A 16,966-nucleotide genomic window follows, 5' to 3' on the forward strand; every position below is an offset into this window, starting at 1 on the left:
TGTTGTCGGAGTCTGACCGTCACGTCACGGAACCGGGACTGAACGGGAGGGAGGCAGTGGCCGCGGCGATCGGTGCCGGCGCCGGCCTTCTCTCCGCCTATTGGGACGATGCCTGGCACACCACTCTGGGCCGCGACAGCGCCCTGATCCCCCCGCACCTGCTGCTGTACTCGTCCATCGTGTTCGTGGGGCTGGTGTTGGCCGTTTGGGGAATCCGGGTGCTGCGGCACGGGCGCTCGCTGCGCGCCCTCCTGAGCACCCCGGGCTTCGCACTCGCCGCAGCGGCGGCCGCGGCCACGGTCGTCGCTGCTCCCGCGGACGCCTTCTGGCATAACGCCTTCGGTCGTGACGCGGTCCTGTGGTCGCCTCCGCACCTGCTCTCGGTCATCGCCACGATCGTCCTTCTGGTGGCGTTGTTGATCGGGCTGGATGCGCGCGCCGGGCTGGCGGCCCGCGCGTCGCTCGGTGCCGCCCTTCTCGGCGCGTCTCAGATCGTGGTCATGGAGTACGACACCGATGTCCCCCAATTCGCCGAGGTGTTCTATCTGCCGTTGCTCATCGCCACCGCGTTGGGTACGGCGTGGGTCATCACGGCGCTGACGGCGGACCGGCGTGCGCTCCCGGCTGCCGTCGCCGGCTACCTCGCGTTTCGGATGATCGTGCTGGCCGCCCTCGGGGCGGTGGGCTGGATTGCGCCGGATGCACCTCTGGCGCTGGTGGGGCTGTTCGCCCTCACCATCCCCGTCGGGCCGTGGCGGTGGATCCTGGCGGCAGCGGCGATCGGCATCCTGCACGTCGCCGCGTCGGTGACCGGCCTCAGCAGCGTGGGACTCGTCCCCGTCGCCCAGTCGCTGGTGGTCGTCGGAGCAGTTCTGGCTGCAACTGCAGTGCTCCTGGCGGTGAGGCGGCGCCGGGTCGCGGGCGCGGGTCTCGCCGGGTTGCTCCTGGTGGTGTCGCTGGTGGCCGCGCCCGAGCCGTCACCCGCCCAGGCCCACGACCCGGGACAAGGGGCTTCGTTCGGGACCGCGACGATCACGGTCTCCGGCGAGGGCGCCGGCCTCGTAGCGGTGTCCGTCACCGACCTGGAATCCGAAACAGCGGAGAGCCCGACCCCGGTCCGAGTCGTGGCACGTCGTGCCGGTGAGTCCGTTGCCGGACCGCTGTCGGCGAGCGCCGAGCGCGCGGGCAGCTTCTCAGGGTCGGTGCAGCTGCCGCAACCTGGCCTGTGGTTCGTCTACGCCCAGTTCACCGACCGGGGGCGAACGCTTGAAGTGTGGTTGCCCGTCGATCAGATGCTCGCCTCGACCACGACTGAGCGCCGCGACCTGTACCAACCGGTCGGGGGTGCGGTCGCTCCGCCGCCCGGACAGATCCTTGTCGGTGCACTCCTGCTGGGCCTGGGCGCTGCCCTACTGATCTGGGCCGGGGCGTCAGTCACCCGCAGACGGGCGGTCGCGACGACGACTCGGCGGTGAACTCTTCTTCGCGAGGTCTTGGTCCGCCGCGGGGCCGACATCGAATTCCCGTGCTTGACGGAATATCGCCGCCACTCCACGACTTATACCCCCACAGGGTATAGTCGAGGATGGGGTCTGGCGCTTCGCCGCCGACCGACAGAAGGAGTGACGCCGTGAGTGTGTTCGTCGTGGTCGCAGCTGTATTGTTGACCGGCTTGTTGGCGTGGTACTTCTTCGCCCCGCGTGCGTCGAAACGCGCCACGGTCGAAGGCGATCTCCAGGTGCAGACGATCACGGTCAGGGGTGGCTACTCGCCCAGCGTGATCGAGGTCGTGCAGGGCGTTCGCACCCGGTTGCTCTTCGACCGGCAGGAGGCCGGCGAGTGCTCCTCCCGAGTCGTGCTCCCGGAGTTCAAGGTCAACCAGGGCCTGCCCGCCTACGCGACGACCGCCGTGGAGTTCATGCCGGATGAGGTCGGTGACTTCGGCTTCGCGTGCGGAATGAACATGCTGCACGGCACGGTCAGGGTCGTGCCCGCATCGGCTGACGCGCCGCGGACCGCGACCGCCGTGCTCGAAGCGCCCACCGTCGACGAGACGGGCACGACCGGGTCGATCGCCGACGCGATGGACGACGACGGTGCCCAGGAGGCTGCGGAGCATGCCAAGGAGATCGCCGACCTCGGCCGTCGGGTGATCGTCGGCGCGGTGCTCACGTTGCCGGTGTTCCTCGCGGTGATGGCCCACGACGTGTTCGGGGCCTCATGGATGCCGCCGCTGCTGCTCGCACCGTGGTTCCAATTCCTATTGGTGACGCCGGTGATGTTCTACACCGGGTGGCCGATCCACCGCACCGGGTGGCTGGCACTGGCCAACCGGCAGGCCGAGATGAACTCGCTGATCACGCTGGGCACGATCGCCGCATACGGATTCAGCCTGGTGGCCGCCTTCATCCCCTGGGTGCTGCCCGCCGACGCACGCGGGGTCTACTTCGAAGCGGTGGGCGTCATCCTCACCCTGATCCTGCTCGGCCGCCTCCTCGAGACCAGGGCCAAGGCCGGCACGGGCGAGGCGATCCGCACCCTGATCGGTCTCCAGCCCCGCACCGCACGGGTGGTCCGCGGTGACAGCGAGCTGGAGATCCCGGTCGGTGACGTCGTGGTGGGCGACGTCGTGGTGATCCGCCCGGGCGAGAAACTCCCGGTCGACGGCCAGGTGACAGAAGGCAGCTCCGCGGTCGATGAGGCGATGATCACCGGAGAGCCGATCCCGGTGGTCAAGTCCGCCGGCGACACGGTGATCGGCGCGACGATCAACCAGACCGGCTCGTTCCGCTACGCGGCGACCAAGGTCGGGGCGGACACGATGCTGGCGCAGATCATCCGGCTGGTCCGTGAGGCGCAGGGCTCGAAGGCCCCGATCCAACGTCTGGCCGACAAGGTCTCCAGCTACTTCGTCCCGGCGGTCATCGCCATCGCGATCTGGACGTTCGCCGTCTGGTGGTTGATCGGACCGCCGCCGGCCGGAGTGTATGCCCTGGTTGCTGCGGTGGCCGTGCTGATCATCGCCTGCCCGTGCGCGCTCGGGCTGGCCACCCCGTTGTCCATCACCGTCGCGGCGGGCAAGGCCGCCGGCCACGGCATCCTGATCCGTTCCGCGGAGGCCCTCGAGACCGCCCACAAGGTGAACACGGTCGTGCTGGACAAGACCGGCACCATCACCAACGGCACCCCGATCCTGACCGACGTGTTCCCGGCCGACGGATTCGACGCCGATGCGCTGCTCGCGCTGATCGCCGCCGCCGAACGCGACTCGGAGCACCCGCTGGCGACCGCGATCGTGGCCGGCGCGGAAAGCCGCGGCCTGGGCATCCCGCGGGCACGCACGTTCGAGTCGATCACCGGCCAAGGCGTGCGCGCCCACGTGGATGGCAAGACCGTGCTCGTCGGCAACGCGCGGCTGTTGGCTGCGGCCGACGTCGACGCCTCGAGCCTGACCGCGGGCATGGAAGCGCTGGCCGCCGACGGCAAGACCCCCATGCTTGTCGCCGTCGACGGGCGGCCGGCCGGCGTGGTCGGCGTGGCGGACACGATCAAGGACGGTTCGATCGCCGCCATCGCCGAGCTGGCAGCCCGCCGGATCGAGGTCGTGATGATGACCGGCGACAACCGCGCAACCGCTGCCGCGATCGCGCGTCAGGTCGGCATCCGACGGGTGGTCGCGGAGGTCATGCCCGAGCACAAGGCCAGCGAGGTGCGACGCCTCCAAGCGGAAGGGCGGGTCGTCGGGATGGTCGGGGACGGCATCAACGACGCCCCCGCGCTGGCTCAGGCTGATGTCGGTTCGGCAATCGGAACCGGAACCGACGTGGCCATCGAGGCCTCCGACATCACCCTGATCTCAGGGAACCTCGGTGGCCTGGTCACCGCGATCGACCTGTCCCGCGCCACGATGCGCAACATCCGGCAGAACCTCGTGTTCGCGTTCGGGTATAACGTGGTCGGCATTCCCCTCGCGGCGGGCGTGCTGTATCCGGCGTTCGGGCTGCTGCTCAGCCCGGTGATCGCCGCCCTGGCGATGGCCCTGTCATCGCTGTCCGTCGTCACCAACTCCAGCCGGCTGCGCCGGTTCACCCCCAAGCCCGTGGCCACGTCGGCTGCGGCCTCGACCACCGACCCGGTGGTCGAGATCGGCAACCAGAAATCAGATGAGGAACATTCCATGGAACACCACACCGAGCACACGACCGGCGACACCACTCTTGTCACCGACCCGGTCTGCGGCATGAAGATCGACCCGAAGACGGCCGCGACGACGCGCGAGCACGACGGCACGACGTTCTACTTCTGCTCCACCGGCTGCGCCGACACCTTCGATGCAGATCCGCACCGCTATGGCCACCCGCAACATGCCGCACACTGAACACTCGCCGACAGTGGATCACAGCACGCACGGATACATCGGCAACAAGGATGCGCTGCTGAGTCGGCTTCGGAAGATCGAAGGCCAGGTCCGTGGGCTGGGGAGAATGGTCGATGGCGACACCTACTGCATCGACGTCTTGACTCAGGTCGCGGCCACCACCAAGGCACTCGAGGCGGTGGCGCTTGCGCTCCTGGAGGATCACCTCACGCACTGCGTCGCCGAAGCCACCGCACAAGGTGGCCCGGTCGCGGAGGAGAAGCTGCGCGAGGCCACCGCAGCGATCGCGCGACTGGTGCGGTCGTAAGCCCCGTGCGCTCGGAGGGTGCCAGTCGGTCCTCGCTGCCATCGAGACGGACGGTGGCTTCAGGCGATCTGACGGTAACGCAGCTACGCTAGGAGTGGGATGGTGACACTTTCAGCGATTCGAGCGGCCGCATACCCGCGCACCGCGGCGGTGCGGACGGCGATGCTGAGTCTCCTCAGCATCGCCGCGGTCGTCGTCGGCCTCCTGGCGATGCACCCCTTCAGCCCTGACGAAACGACCCACATCCCGGCTGCGGCGGTATCGTCGATGGAGCACCAAGCGGGTGCGGCCGCCCGCTCTGCAGAACCGCCCGCGACATCGGGTGACTGCGGCACATCTGGCTGTGAGCCGATGCACGCCATGGGCTTCATGATCTGCGTTCTCGCCCTCATCCTCGCCTCCGTGGCATTCGCGGCAGCGCCCTACGTCACGCGCTGGTTGGCGAGACTGCGGTCCGGTGGCCGAGTGCTGCACTCCGCCCTGCGGGCAGCGCTCCCAGTCCCGCCCTCTCTGATAGCCCTTTCCATCAGTAGAACGTGATTCGGCCCAGCCTGCGGTCACGCAGGCGTGCCTGTGCGCGCATCCGCGCGCCCAAATCCGAATCGACTCAACTGAAAGAAAGCAACCATCATGAAGTTTCGCACCGCAGCGATCGCCTCAACGGCGCTCGCCATCGCACTCGTACTCGCCGGATGTTCCATGGCTGGAATGGACGGCATGGAAGGAATGGAAGGCATGGAAGGCGGGAGCAGCGCCTCGCCCTCCTCGGCGCCTATCGACACCACCTTCAACGCCGCAGATGAAACGTTCGCGAGTGGCATGATCCCTCATCACGAACAAGCTGTCGAGATGGCCTCCATGGTGCTCGACAAGGAGGGCGTCGACCCGCGAGTCGTCGCCCTGGCCGAGCGGATAGTAGCCGCTCAACAGCCCGAGATCGATCTCCTCACCTCGTGGCTGGAAGCATGGGGCGTGGGCTCCGACATCGGCGGAATGGAAGGAATGGATCACAGCGGAGGGGCCATGATGTCGGAAGACGACATGGCCGCTCTCGAAGCCGCGACCGGCTCCGAGGCCTCGAAGCTGTTCCTCGAGCAGATGGTCCAGCACCACACCGGCGCCATCGCGATGGCTCAGCAAGAACTGGACAACGGTGAGAACCCTGCCGCGCTCGAACTCGCGCAGACGATCATCGACGACCAGACGGCGGAGATCGCCGAGATTCAGGAGCTTCTCGCGCAGCTGTGAGTTCGTCAGGGGGTGGTCGCACACGGCTGCCCCCTGACCCTCACATCGCCTGAGATGACAGCCATGAGCGCACGACTTGTCGCGACCGCTTTCGTCCTGATGACCCTCGCCGGATGCGCGGTCGCATCGCCTCAAGATGCCGCTCCGGCGGCACTCACCCACATTCACGGGCTCGCCTTCGACTCGGGACAGGATGCGCTCGTCGTCGCCACGCACGGCGGCGTCTTCCGGCTCGACATCCAAGAGACCCCCGCCGCCGTCACCGGGCCGGTCGGCGACCTCGACATCGATGCGATGGGTTTCACGCTCGTCGGCGACGTCGCCTACGCGTCGGGCCATCCGGGCCCGTCGACGCCCGCCACGTTCGGCAGCCCAAGCCTTGGGCTGATCCGCTCGGCGGACGGTGGGGCGAGCTGGACGAACGTCTCGCTGGTCGGCACGACCGACTTCCACGACCTGGCGATCAGCGAATCCCGGGTCAGCAGGATCTACGGGCTAGCCGGCTCCACCGTGGAGCGGAGCGACGATGGTGGCCTCTCCTGGACGAGCGTCGCGACGATCGGCGCTCGCGACATCCTCAGTCCGGCCGGCGACTCGGACACCCTGTTCGCGACCACCCCGGAGGGCCTCATGGTGAGCCGGGATGGGGGCGCGACCTTCACCCTCGTGCCGGACTCGCCGCCGCTCTATCTGGTCGGCGACGGAGGAACGGAACACGGAGGCCTCGTCGGGATCGACACCGCAGGAACCGTCTGGACCCGAAGCGAGGGAGCCGGAACGTGGAGTGCCGGCGGTCAGGTCTCTGGAACGCCCCAAGCGATGCTCGTCGTACCCACAAGCGGACGACTGATCGTCGCCGACGACCGCGGCATCTCAGCTTCGGACGACGACGGAGGTACCTGGACCGTGCTGTGGACAAGCTGATGCGCCGCGCGGCGACTCGACCGCGGCGGTCAGGTCCGCAGCCCTCGTGTCGACCGTGACCTCGCCCGTATCAGCATCAGCATCAGCACCCGTCTGCCCCGCGCGCACCCGGTAGCCGACGACAGGGTAGGACTTTCGCCTCTCCCCCAACAACAGTCACCCGACAAAAATTGGCTGAGAACCGGCCGACGAGAAAGAACCGATATGCATTCCGAAATCAAGCACGCGAGCCTGACCAGGCGGGGCTTCCTCGCGGTCGGATCCGGCACCCTCGCCGCGATCACCCTGGCTTCGTGTTCAACGCCACCTCGATTCCTCTCCCCGACCGGGGCCGTGGTGCAACAGGTGGAGGCAGCCCGCGGAGGCACCGGCCGGGTCACCCGTGTCGACCTCGTCGCAGCTCCCACCCAAGTCGACCTTGCCGGTACCACCGCGGACACGTGGAGCTTCGGGTCGGTGCCCGCGCCGACGATCCGTCTGTCGGCGGGCGATACCTTGCTCGCGAATGTGCGCAATCAGCTCCCGGCCGACACCTCCGTGCATTGGCACGGCCTGGCGCTTCGGAATGACATGGACGGCGTGCCCGGCGCAACTCAGGCACCCATCCCCGCGGGTGGGGAATTCAGCTATGAGTTCGTCGCTGCGCAGCCCGGGACCTACTGGTTCCATCCGCACGTCGGACCGCAATTGGATCGCGGTCTCTACGGAGCGCTCATCGTCGAGGATCCGAACGAGCCGCTGGTCTACGACGACGAGTGGGTGGTCATCCTCGATGACTGGCTCGACGGAGTGACGGGCACCCCGGACGAGGTGCTCGAGGAGCTCCGCGGCGGGATGATGGGAATGATGGGCGGCTCGGGCAGTCACATGCTGATGGGTGCTCGCTCAGACCTGCTCGGCGGCGACGCCGGCGATGTGTTCTACCCGCTCTACCTCATCAACGGCCGCCCGCCCGCCGACCCGGAGACGTTCACGAGCGCCCCCGGCAGGCGGGTGCGGATCAGGATCATCAACGCCGGGAGCGACACGGCGTTCCGGGTGGCGCTCGGCGGTCACCGGCTCACCGTTACCCACAGCGACGGGTTCCCGGTGAACCCGGTGGACACCGACGCGATCCTGATCGGCATGGGCGAACGGTACGACGTGCTCGTCACGCTCGGCGACGGCGTGTTCCCGTTCGTTGCCGTCGCGGAGGGCAAGGGCGAGACGGCGCTCGCGATCGTCCGCACCGGGGCCGGCGAGACGCCGCGCCCCTCCGCTACGATCCCCGAGTTGTCGAGGTCGGTCCTCATGGCCGACGCGCTCACCGCCGACCCGACCGTCGCGTTCCCGAGCCGCACCGTCGACCGCGAGCTGACGGCCAAGCTCTCGGGTTCGATGATGGCCTACGACTGGGCGATCAACGGTCGCCGATTCGACCCAGCAAACCCCCTCGATGGCGCACTCGGGGTGAGGCAGGGCGAACGGGTGCGGCTCCGCATCGAGAACACCACCGACATGTGGCATCCGTTCCACCTGCACGGCCACACCTACCAGCACGCCGGCGGCGGGCCGCGGAAGGACACCTCGATCGTGCTCCCGCGCACGTCGCTGACCGTCGAGTTCGACGCCGACAACCCGGGTCTCTGGGCGGCGCACTGTCACAACATCTACCACGCCGAGACCGGGATGATGACCATCCTCGGTTACCAAGCCACCTGAGATCACGAGAACGAAGAGGCCACGAACGATGAGCACACGAACTGTCGTCCTTGAAGTGTCCGGCGTGCATTGGGCGTCCTCGAAGGTTGTCGTGGAGGCGACCCTGCTGCGTCAGCCAGGTGTGATCGCGGTGGAGGCCAACCCGGTCTCGCAGACGGCGAACGTGTCTTACGATCCCGAACTCACCTCCCAAGCTCATCTGCGGCAATGGGTTATCGAGTGCGGGTACCACTGCTCGGGTCAATCCGTCCCGAATCACATCTGCGACCCCGCCCACGACCCGCACGCGATGTCGCACGGCGACCATCACCCGTCGCCTACTCCCGACCCTGCCCCTGCCGTCCACTCTGCCGCGTCGGGCCCATCGGAAGCTCCCGAGGACCACACCGCGCACGCCGGGCACGAAGCCGGTCAGGGCGCCGGTCACGAAGCCGGTCAGGGCGCCGGTCACGGTGCCGACGCGACACCGGTGCGGAGCGCGCAGGAGGTGATGGGACACGGCGGGGGGCACGGCGGCATGTCGATGGAGTCGATGGTCCGCGACATGCGCAACCGGTTCCTTGTCGCGCTGATCCTGTCGATCCCGATCACGCTGTTCTCGCCGATCGGCCGGGAGGTGCTCGGCTTCACGGTACCGGCGCCGTTCGGGCTCCGCGATGACGTCGTCGCGCTGATCTTCTCACTCCCGGTCATGTTCTACGCGGCTTGGATCTTCTTCGACGGCGCCTTCCGAGCGCTGCGTGCCCGAACCCTCGACATGATGGTGCTCGTCGCGGTGGGGGTGGGGGCCGGGTGGCTCTACAGCCTCATCGTCACCCTCAGCGGCGGAGGCGATGTCTTCTACGAGGCAGCCACGGTACTGGCGACCTTCGTCCTGCTGGGGCACTGGGTGGAGATGCGCGCCCGCGGTGGGGCGAACGACGCCATTCGCCGACTGTTGGAGCTCGCACCGCCGCGCGCCGTGGTGATCCGTGACGGTAACGAACTCGAGATACCCACGAACGAAGTCGTCCCGGGAGATCTCATGCTGGTCCGGCCCGGCGCGAAGATTCCCACCGACGGGAAGGTCGAAGACGGGGAATCGGCGATCGACGAATCGATGGTCACCGGCGAGAGCCTGCCGGTGGATAAGGGCCCCGGCTCGGCGGTCATCGGCGCCACCGTGAACACCGTCGGTACGTTGCGGATCCGGGCGACGAAGATCGGCGCGGACACGGCGCTGGCTCAGATCGTCAAGCTGGTGCAGGAGGCTCAGAACTCCAAAGCCCCGGGGCAGCGGCTCGCGGACCGCGCCGCGTCCTGGCTCGTGCTGGTGGCGCTGGTCGGCGGTAGCCTGACCTTCCTGATCTGGTGGCTGACCGGCGCTCCCCTCCCGACCGCGATCTTGTTCGCGATCACCGTCGTGGTGATCACCTGCCCGGACGCGTTGGGCTTGGCCACGCCGACGGCGATCATGGTCGGCACGGGACTCGGGGCCAAGCGCGGGGTGCTCTTCAAGAACGCCACCGGCATCGAGACCGCCGCGCGCATCGACACCGTCGTCATGGACAAGACCGGAACCCTCACGAAGGGCGAGCCCGAGGTCACCGACTATTTGCCCGTCGGGACGGACGAGCTCGAGCTGTTGTCCCTCGTCGCCGCCGTCGAGCGGGAGTCCGAGCATCCGCTGGCCAAAGCGATCGTCGCCTACGCCGACGGCCGGAAGATCACCCGCCGCACCGCGTCGGCCTTCCGTAACGTCGCGGGGCGGGGCGCGATCGCCACCGTCGACGGTCGGCAGGTGGTACTCGGCAACCCCCGGCTGATGGCCGAACAGGGCATCGACGTCTCGGCCGTGGAAAGCGCGCAGCAGTCTCTGGCAGATGGGGGCCGCACCGCGATCATGTTCGCCGTCGACGGGAGCATCGCGGGCGTCATCGCGCTCGCCGACGCACCGCGCGAAACCGCACGGGATTCGATCGACGCGCTGCACGAGGCGGGGATCGAAGTCGTCATGCTCACCGGGGACAATCGGCCCACCGCCGAGCGGATCGCCTCGATGTTGGGGATCGATACCGTGATCGCCGAAGTCCTTCCGGAAGACAAGTCCGCGAAGATCGCCGAGCTGCAGCAGGCCGGGAAGAGGGTGGCGATGGTCGGCGACGGCGTGAACGACGCCCCGGCGCTCGCCCGTGCCGATCTCGGAATCGCGATCGGCGCGGGTACCGACGTGGCCATCGAGACCGCCGACGTCGTACTTATGCGCTCCGACCCGTTGGACGTGGCCGTCGCACTGCGGATCGGAAAGGGGACGTTGCGGAAGATGCGGCAGAACCTGACATGGGCGATCAGCTACAACGCGATCGCCCTGCCGATCGCCGCCGGAGTGTTCTTCCCAGCTTTCGGGCTGATGCTCAGCCCCGAGATCGCCGCGATCAGCATGTCCGGATCGTCGGTCATCGTCGCGGTCAACGCCCTCCTCCTCAAGCGGCTTCGGCTGCCCGCCGCCGCGTCTCGCTCCGCAGCGGCGTCCGGTGATCGGGTGGAACGGTCGAAGGGTGAAGCCGATGTCACTACCCGTTAGCCCGAACGCGGGAAGCGGAGCAATCGAGGTCGAGGGCCGCATCTTCGCCGTGGGGCTGGTGTCAGGCAGCAGCACGTGTCCAGCGATTTCATCCCCACATTCGGGTCACCACTTCCCGAAGCAGTCGGCGATTCAGCTGCTCATCTTCGTTGTGAGCTTGCTCCAACTGAGACACCTCCGACGCCGGACCCGAACGCAGGATGCGATGGCAACCCCCCAAGCACGTCGAAGCATGAAAGAGAACCGGTGAACAATCCGACTTCCGCTCCAGATGCCGTGGATCAGGACTACCTCGATCGCATCGATGCCTGGTGGCGAGCGGCGAACTACCTCTCGGTGGGACAGATCTATCTGCTGGACAACCCGCTGCTGCGCGAACCGCTGCTCCCCGAGCACATCAAACCCCGGCTGCTCGGCCACTGGGGTACCACGCCGGGGCTGAACTTCATCTACGCCCACCTGAACCGGGCGATCATGGAGCGCGACCTGGACACGATCTACGTCATGGGTCCCGGCCACGGCGGACCGGGGCCCGTCGCGGCCGCCTGGCTGGAGGGGACCTATACCGAGACCTACCCCGAGATCACTCAGGATGCCGACGGGATGCGACGGCTGTTCCGCCAATTCTCCTTTCCCGGAGGCATCCCCAGCCATGTCGCCCCCGAGACGCCCGGATCGATCCACGAAGGCGGCGAGCTGGGGTACGCCCTTTCGCATGCCTACGGCGCGGCGTTCGACAACCCGGATCTGATCGTCGCCGCGGTGGTCGGCGACGGGGAAGCCGAAACCGGGCCGCTGGCCGCGAGCTGGCAGTCCAACAAATTCATCAACCCCGCTCGGGATGGAACGGTGCTGCCGATTCTGCACCTGAACGGCTACAAGATCGCCAACCCCACCGTGTTGGCTCGGATCAGCGCGGAGGAGCTCGATCACCTCTTGCGCGGCTTCGGGCACACCCCGTTCTATGTCGAGGGTCACGACCCGGTTCAGATGCACCAGGATTTCGCTCAGGTCTTGGACGCCTGCCTCGACGAGATCGGGGAGATCAAACGCCGGGCGCGCGCCGGCGACACCGAACGACCTCGCTGGCCGATGATCGTGCTGCGCTCTCCGAAAGGTTGGACTGGCCCGAAGGAAGTTGACGGCAAACACGTGGAAGGAACCTGGCGAGCCCACCAGGTTCCGTTCTCCCAGGCGAGGGAGAACGACGAGCACCGCGCCATCCTCGAACAGTGGCTGCGCAGCTATCGGCCGGAGGAGCTCTTCGATGAGGGTGGCGCGCCGGTCCCGTCGGTGGCCACGCTGCACCCATCGGGTTCGCGGCGGATGAGTGCCAACCCGCACGCCAACGGCGGACTTCTCATCAAGGACCTCGTGATGCCTGACTTCCGGCGCTATGAGGTTCCGGTCGCGAGTCCCGGCGTCTCCACTGCGGAGTCCACGCGGGCGCTCGGCGTTCTGTTGCGCGACGTGATGAGCGGCAACATGGACAACTTCCGGGTGTTCTCGCCCGACGAGAACAACTCCAACCGGATCGACGCGGTTCTCGACGTGACCAACCGCGCCTGGAACGCCGCCACCATCGACGGGGACGATCATCTGGCACCGGATGGTCGGGTGATGGAGATTCTCTCCGAGCACACCATCCAAGGGTGGCTGGAGGGCTATCTGCTCACCGGACGGCACGGCTTCTTCTCCTGCTACGAAGCGTTCATCCACATCGTCGACTCGATGTTCAACCAGCACGCGAAGTGGTTGACCACCGCTAACGACATCCCCTGGCGTCGCCCGATCGCCTCTCTGAACTACCTGCTCACCTCGCACGTCTGGCGGCAGGACCACAACGGGTTCTCGCATCAGGACCCCGGGTTCATCGACCATGTGGTGAACAAGAAGTCCGACGTGGTCCGGGTGTACCTGCCGCCAGACGCGAACACCCTGCTGTCGGTGGCCGATCACTGCTTGCGCAGTCGCCAGTACGTCAACGTGATCGTGGCCGGCAAGCAACCCGAGCTGCAGTTCTTGACGATGGAGCAGGCGATCGAGCACTGCACGAACGGCCTCGGCGTCTGGGACTGGGCAAGCAATGACGCAGGCGAGGAACCCGACGTCGTCATGGCCTGCGCCGGCGACGTTCCGACCCTGGAGACCCTCGCGGCTGTCTCGATCTTGCGTGCGGCGCTCCCCGACCTCCGCATTCGTGTCGTCAATGTCGTCGACCTGATGCGCCTCCAAGACGCGCGCGCGCATCCCCACGGACTGTCCGACGAGGAATTCGACGCGCTGTTCACCACCGACAAGCCTGTCGTCTTCGCCTACCACGGCTACCCCTCGTTGATCCATCGGCTGACCTACCGGCGCGCGGGACACGGCAACCTGCACGTGCACGGCTACCGCGAGGAGGGCACGACCACCACCCCGTTCGACATGTGCGTGCTCAACGAAATCGACCGGTTCCACCTGGCCATCGATGTCATCGACCGGGTTCCCCGGCTGCACGACGCGTCCGTGCAGGTGCGGCAGGACCTGACCGAGGCCCTCATCCGGCACCGTGTCTACATCCGCGAGAACGGGCAGGACATGCCCGAGATCCGCGACTGGACGTGGGAGGAGATTGACCGCGAACCGCTCCTCCCGGTCGATCCGCTCAGATGAACGAGGTGCCCCGCCTTCCCGGAACCCATCGTGTCGACACGGTCTATGACGCGGTGCTGTTCGACATGGATGGCGTGGTCACCGATACCGCGGGGATCCACGCCGCCGCCTGGAAGCAGCTTTTCGACCAGGTGCTGCAGGACCCGCGGGTTCGGGTGGCCGATCCCGAGCGCACCTTTGATCCCGTCGTCGACTACCGTCGGTACGTCGATGGCCGAAGCCGCGAAGACGGCGTCACCGCCTATCTGGGCGCCCGCGGAATCACCCTGGAGCCGGGGAAGCCTGACGACCTTCCTGACATGTGGACGGTCGCCGGCCTCGCCGCCCGCAAGAACGACCTGTTCTTGGCAGAACTGGATGCGCGCGGCCTGCGCACCTACCCCGGGACGACGGCGCTGCTCGCCCGGCTCCGCGACGCCGGTGTGCCCGTCGGTCTGGTCACCGCAAGCCGAAACGCCCAGCAGATGCTCGCGGCCGCCGGACTCGCGGGCCTGTTCGACACCGTTGTGGACGGCCAGGCCGCGCTGGAGCACCGACTTCCCGGCAAACCCGACCCGGCGATGTTCCGGGAGGCGGCCCGACGACTTGGTGTCCGCCCGGAGCGCGCGGCCGTCGTCGAGGACGCCGTGTCGGGGATCGAGGCGGCTCGTCGGGGTGGATTCGGTCTCGTCGTCGGGATCGCCCGCCTGGGGCATCGCGAGGAGCTCGAGGCGGCCGGAGCCGACGTCGTCCTCAACGACGTGAGCGAACTCGACCTGGGAGCATCCGCCACCGATCCGTGGGTGCTCGTGTATCACGGGTTCGACCCGGCCCACGAGGGACACCGCGAAGCGCTGACCGCCCTGGGCAACGGATACCTGGCCACGCGGGGCGCCCGCCCCGAGTTCGCCGACGACGGGACGCACTATCCCGGGACGTATCTGGCGGGGGTCTATAACCGCCTCGTCAGCACCATTCACGACCGGAGCCTCGAGGAGGAGCACCTGGTCAACCTGCCCAACTGGCTTCCGCTGGACATTCGGATCGGTGGGGGTCCGTGGTGGTCGAGTGGGCGAGTCGAGACACTCGACGAACGACGTGAGGTGAATCTGCGGTCGGGAATCTCGACCCGATCCGCGACACTCGTGGGCCCGCGCGGCAATCACCTGAACGTCGTCCAACGGTCCTTCGTCTCGATGGACGACCCGCACCTGGCGGTGCTGGAGACCACTCTCGTCGCGCGCGGATGGGGTGGCCGGGTCACCCTCCGAGCGGGCATCGACGCGGGGGTTCGCAACACCAACGTCGCCGCCTACCGTGGTTCCGATACGACCCATCTGAGCTCGCCGACGTTCACGACCATCGACGACATCCTGCTCTGCGCGGTGGAGACCAGGCAGAGCCGGATCCGGATCGCCACTGCGGTCCACCTGCGTCTCGCCGGAGCGGACGGCGTCTGGAAGGAACCGAGCGCGAGGAGCGGGCGTCGATATAGCCGCTCGGTAGGGTTCGCCGTCGCGGACGGCGAGCCGGTGACGCTCACCAAGACGGCGGCGATCTTCTCCTCCCGCGACGCCGCGATCGCGTCGCCCGAGCTGGCGGCGGTCACGCGACTTCGCGACCACGCCGGAGACACCGAGGGCGCGCTCGATCGTCACCGGGCGGCCTGGGAGCGTCTCTGGCAGCGCTTCGCCATCACGATCGATGCCGACCCGCGAAGCCGGCTCGTGCTGAACCTTCACGTCTTCCACGTGCTTCAGGCCCTCTCGCTGCACACCGCCGAGCTGGATGCCGGGGTGCCCGCCCGCGGTCTACACGGCGAGGGCTACCGAGGGCACGTCTTCTGGGATGAGCTGTTCGTACTTCCCGTGCTCGGTCTCCGGCTGCCGAATGTGGCTCGAGCCCTGCTGGACTACCGATGGCACCGGTTGGACGCGGCCCGCAGCGCGGCGCGGGCGGCAGGGTTACGGGGGGCACTATTCCCCTGGCAGAGCGGCAGCGACGGCCGGGAGGAGACACCCGACACGTTGTACAACCCGCGCTCAGCCCGCTGGATGCCCGACAACTCGAGTCGCCAGCGGCACGTCGGACTTGCGGTCGCGTACAACGCCTGGCAGTACTTCCAGGTGACCGCCGACCGCGACTGGCTGGCCGACCGTGGCGCGGAACTGATCATCGAGGTCGCCCGGTACTTCGCCGCCTCCGCCGTGCACGATGCCGCGACAGATCGCTTTCATATCACGGGCGTCATGGGGCCCGACGAGTACCACGACGGCTACCCGGACGCGCCGGGGGACGGAGTCCGCGACAACACCTACACGAACGTCATGGCCGCCTGGGTCTGCGAGCGCGCCGGTGAGACTCTCGATGAGCTGGCCGGCCACGCTCGCGACGACGTCGTCGACCGTCTGCGCATCGACCCCGATGAGATGGCCCGGTGGGCGCAGCTGAGCCGACGGCTCGCCGTCCCCATCCATTCCGACGGGATCCTCAGCCAATTCGACGGGTATGAGAGCCTCCTCGAACTCGACTGGGCCGACTACCGGCAGCGATACGGCAACATCGGTCGCCTCGACCTCATCCTCGAATCCGAGAACGACGCCACCAATCGCTACAAGCTCGCCAAGCAGCCCGATGTCGTCATGCTCGTCTACCTGCTCGGCCGGGAGGGAGTACGACGACAGCTGGCGAGGCTCGGCTACCCGTTCTCGCACGACGATCTCGTGCGCACCGTCGACTATTACCTCGACCGCACCTCGAACGGCTCGACACTGAGCCGAGTCGTGAATGCCTCCGTGCTCGCCGGACTCGACGAATCACGGTCGTGGGCGCTCTTCCGGGAGACCCTGATCGCCGACCTCGATGACACCCAGGGCGGAACGACCCGGGAAGGCATCCACCTCGGGGCGATGGCCGGCTCCGTCGACCTGATCGCCCGGTCGTTCGCCGGCCTGAACCTGGCCTCGCATCAGATCGAGTTCACACCGCGGCTGCCGACACGGCTGGCGAGAGTCCGCTTCCCCTTCGCCTATCGGGGGCACCGGATCGACGTGGACCTCGATCACCAATCCCTGCGACTGCACCTGCTTCCCAGTCCGGCCGAGCCCATCCGATTCTCCGCCGGAACGTCACAGGTGACGCTCGGCGGGGGCCAGTCCTACGAGTTCCCGCTGTCACCGTCACAGCGAAGCGGCGATCGATGAGAAAGGCA

10 protein-coding genes are annotated in these 16,966 nt (G+C 67.6%); all 10 read left to right on the forward strand.

The window, feature by feature from the left end; all coding sequences use genetic code 11:
• Positions 1–56 precede the first annotated feature (56 nt).
• Entirely contained in the window at positions 57–1,475 is a 1,419-nt protein-coding gene (locus WBL06_RS03740; protein ID WP_424454636.1) for a hypothetical protein, read from the forward strand.
• Positions 1,476–1,630: 155 nt separating this feature from the next.
• Positions 1,631–4,378, forward strand: coding sequence for a heavy metal translocating P-type ATPase (locus WBL06_RS03745; protein WP_424454637.1), 2,748 nt, complete (start codon positions 1,631–1,633; stop codon positions 4,376–4,378).
• Positions 4,350–4,685: a metal-sensitive transcriptional regulator gene (locus WBL06_RS03750; RefSeq protein WP_424454638.1), complete on the forward strand. Its 336-nt coding sequence runs from the start codon at positions 4,350–4,352 to the stop codon at positions 4,683–4,685. Before WBL06_RS03745 ends, WBL06_RS03750 begins: the two co-directional genes overlap by 29 nt.
• Before the next feature lie 162 nt (positions 4,686–4,847).
• Positions 4,848–5,225 (forward strand): DUF6153 family protein, encoded by a 378-nt coding sequence (locus WBL06_RS03755; RefSeq protein ID WP_424454676.1) that lies wholly within the window; start codon positions 4,848–4,850, stop codon positions 5,223–5,225.
• Between the two features lie 90 nt (positions 5,226–5,315).
• The gene (locus WBL06_RS03760; protein ID WP_424454639.1) at positions 5,316–5,933 is read left to right on the forward strand and encodes a DUF305 domain-containing protein; all 618 of its coding nucleotides are present in this window, start codon (positions 5,316–5,318) and stop codon (positions 5,931–5,933) included.
• A 63-nt stretch (positions 5,934–5,996) separates the two neighbouring features.
• Positions 5,997–6,857, forward strand: coding sequence for a F510_1955 family glycosylhydrolase (locus WBL06_RS03765; protein ID WP_424454640.1), 861 nt, complete (start codon positions 5,997–5,999; stop codon positions 6,855–6,857).
• A gap of 204 nt (positions 6,858–7,061) precedes the next feature.
• Complete coding sequence (locus WBL06_RS03770; RefSeq protein ID WP_424454641.1) at positions 7,062–8,558, forward strand: multicopper oxidase family protein; 1,497 nt, start codon at positions 7,062–7,064, stop codon at positions 8,556–8,558.
• A gap of 28 nt (positions 8,559–8,586) precedes the next feature.
• Positions 8,587–11,121, forward strand: coding sequence for a heavy metal translocating P-type ATPase (locus WBL06_RS03775; protein WP_424454642.1), 2,535 nt, complete (start codon positions 8,587–8,589; stop codon positions 11,119–11,121).
• A 246-nt stretch (positions 11,122–11,367) separates the two neighbouring features.
• The gene (locus tag WBL06_RS03780) at positions 11,368–13,776 is read left to right on the forward strand and encodes a phosphoketolase family protein (RefSeq protein ID WP_424454643.1); all 2,409 of its coding nucleotides are present in this window, start codon (positions 11,368–11,370) and stop codon (positions 13,774–13,776) included.
• Complete coding sequence (locus tag WBL06_RS03785; protein ID WP_424454644.1) at positions 13,773–16,958, forward strand: HAD-IA family hydrolase; 3,186 nt, start codon at positions 13,773–13,775, stop codon at positions 16,956–16,958. Before WBL06_RS03780 ends, WBL06_RS03785 begins: the two co-directional genes overlap by 4 nt.
• Positions 16,959–16,966: the final 8 nt, after the last annotated feature.

Source organism: Pseudolysinimonas sp. (assembly GCF_049651805.1).
In the GTDB taxonomy this organism is placed as follows: domain Bacteria; phylum Actinomycetota; class Actinomycetes; order Actinomycetales; family Microbacteriaceae; genus Pseudolysinimonas_A.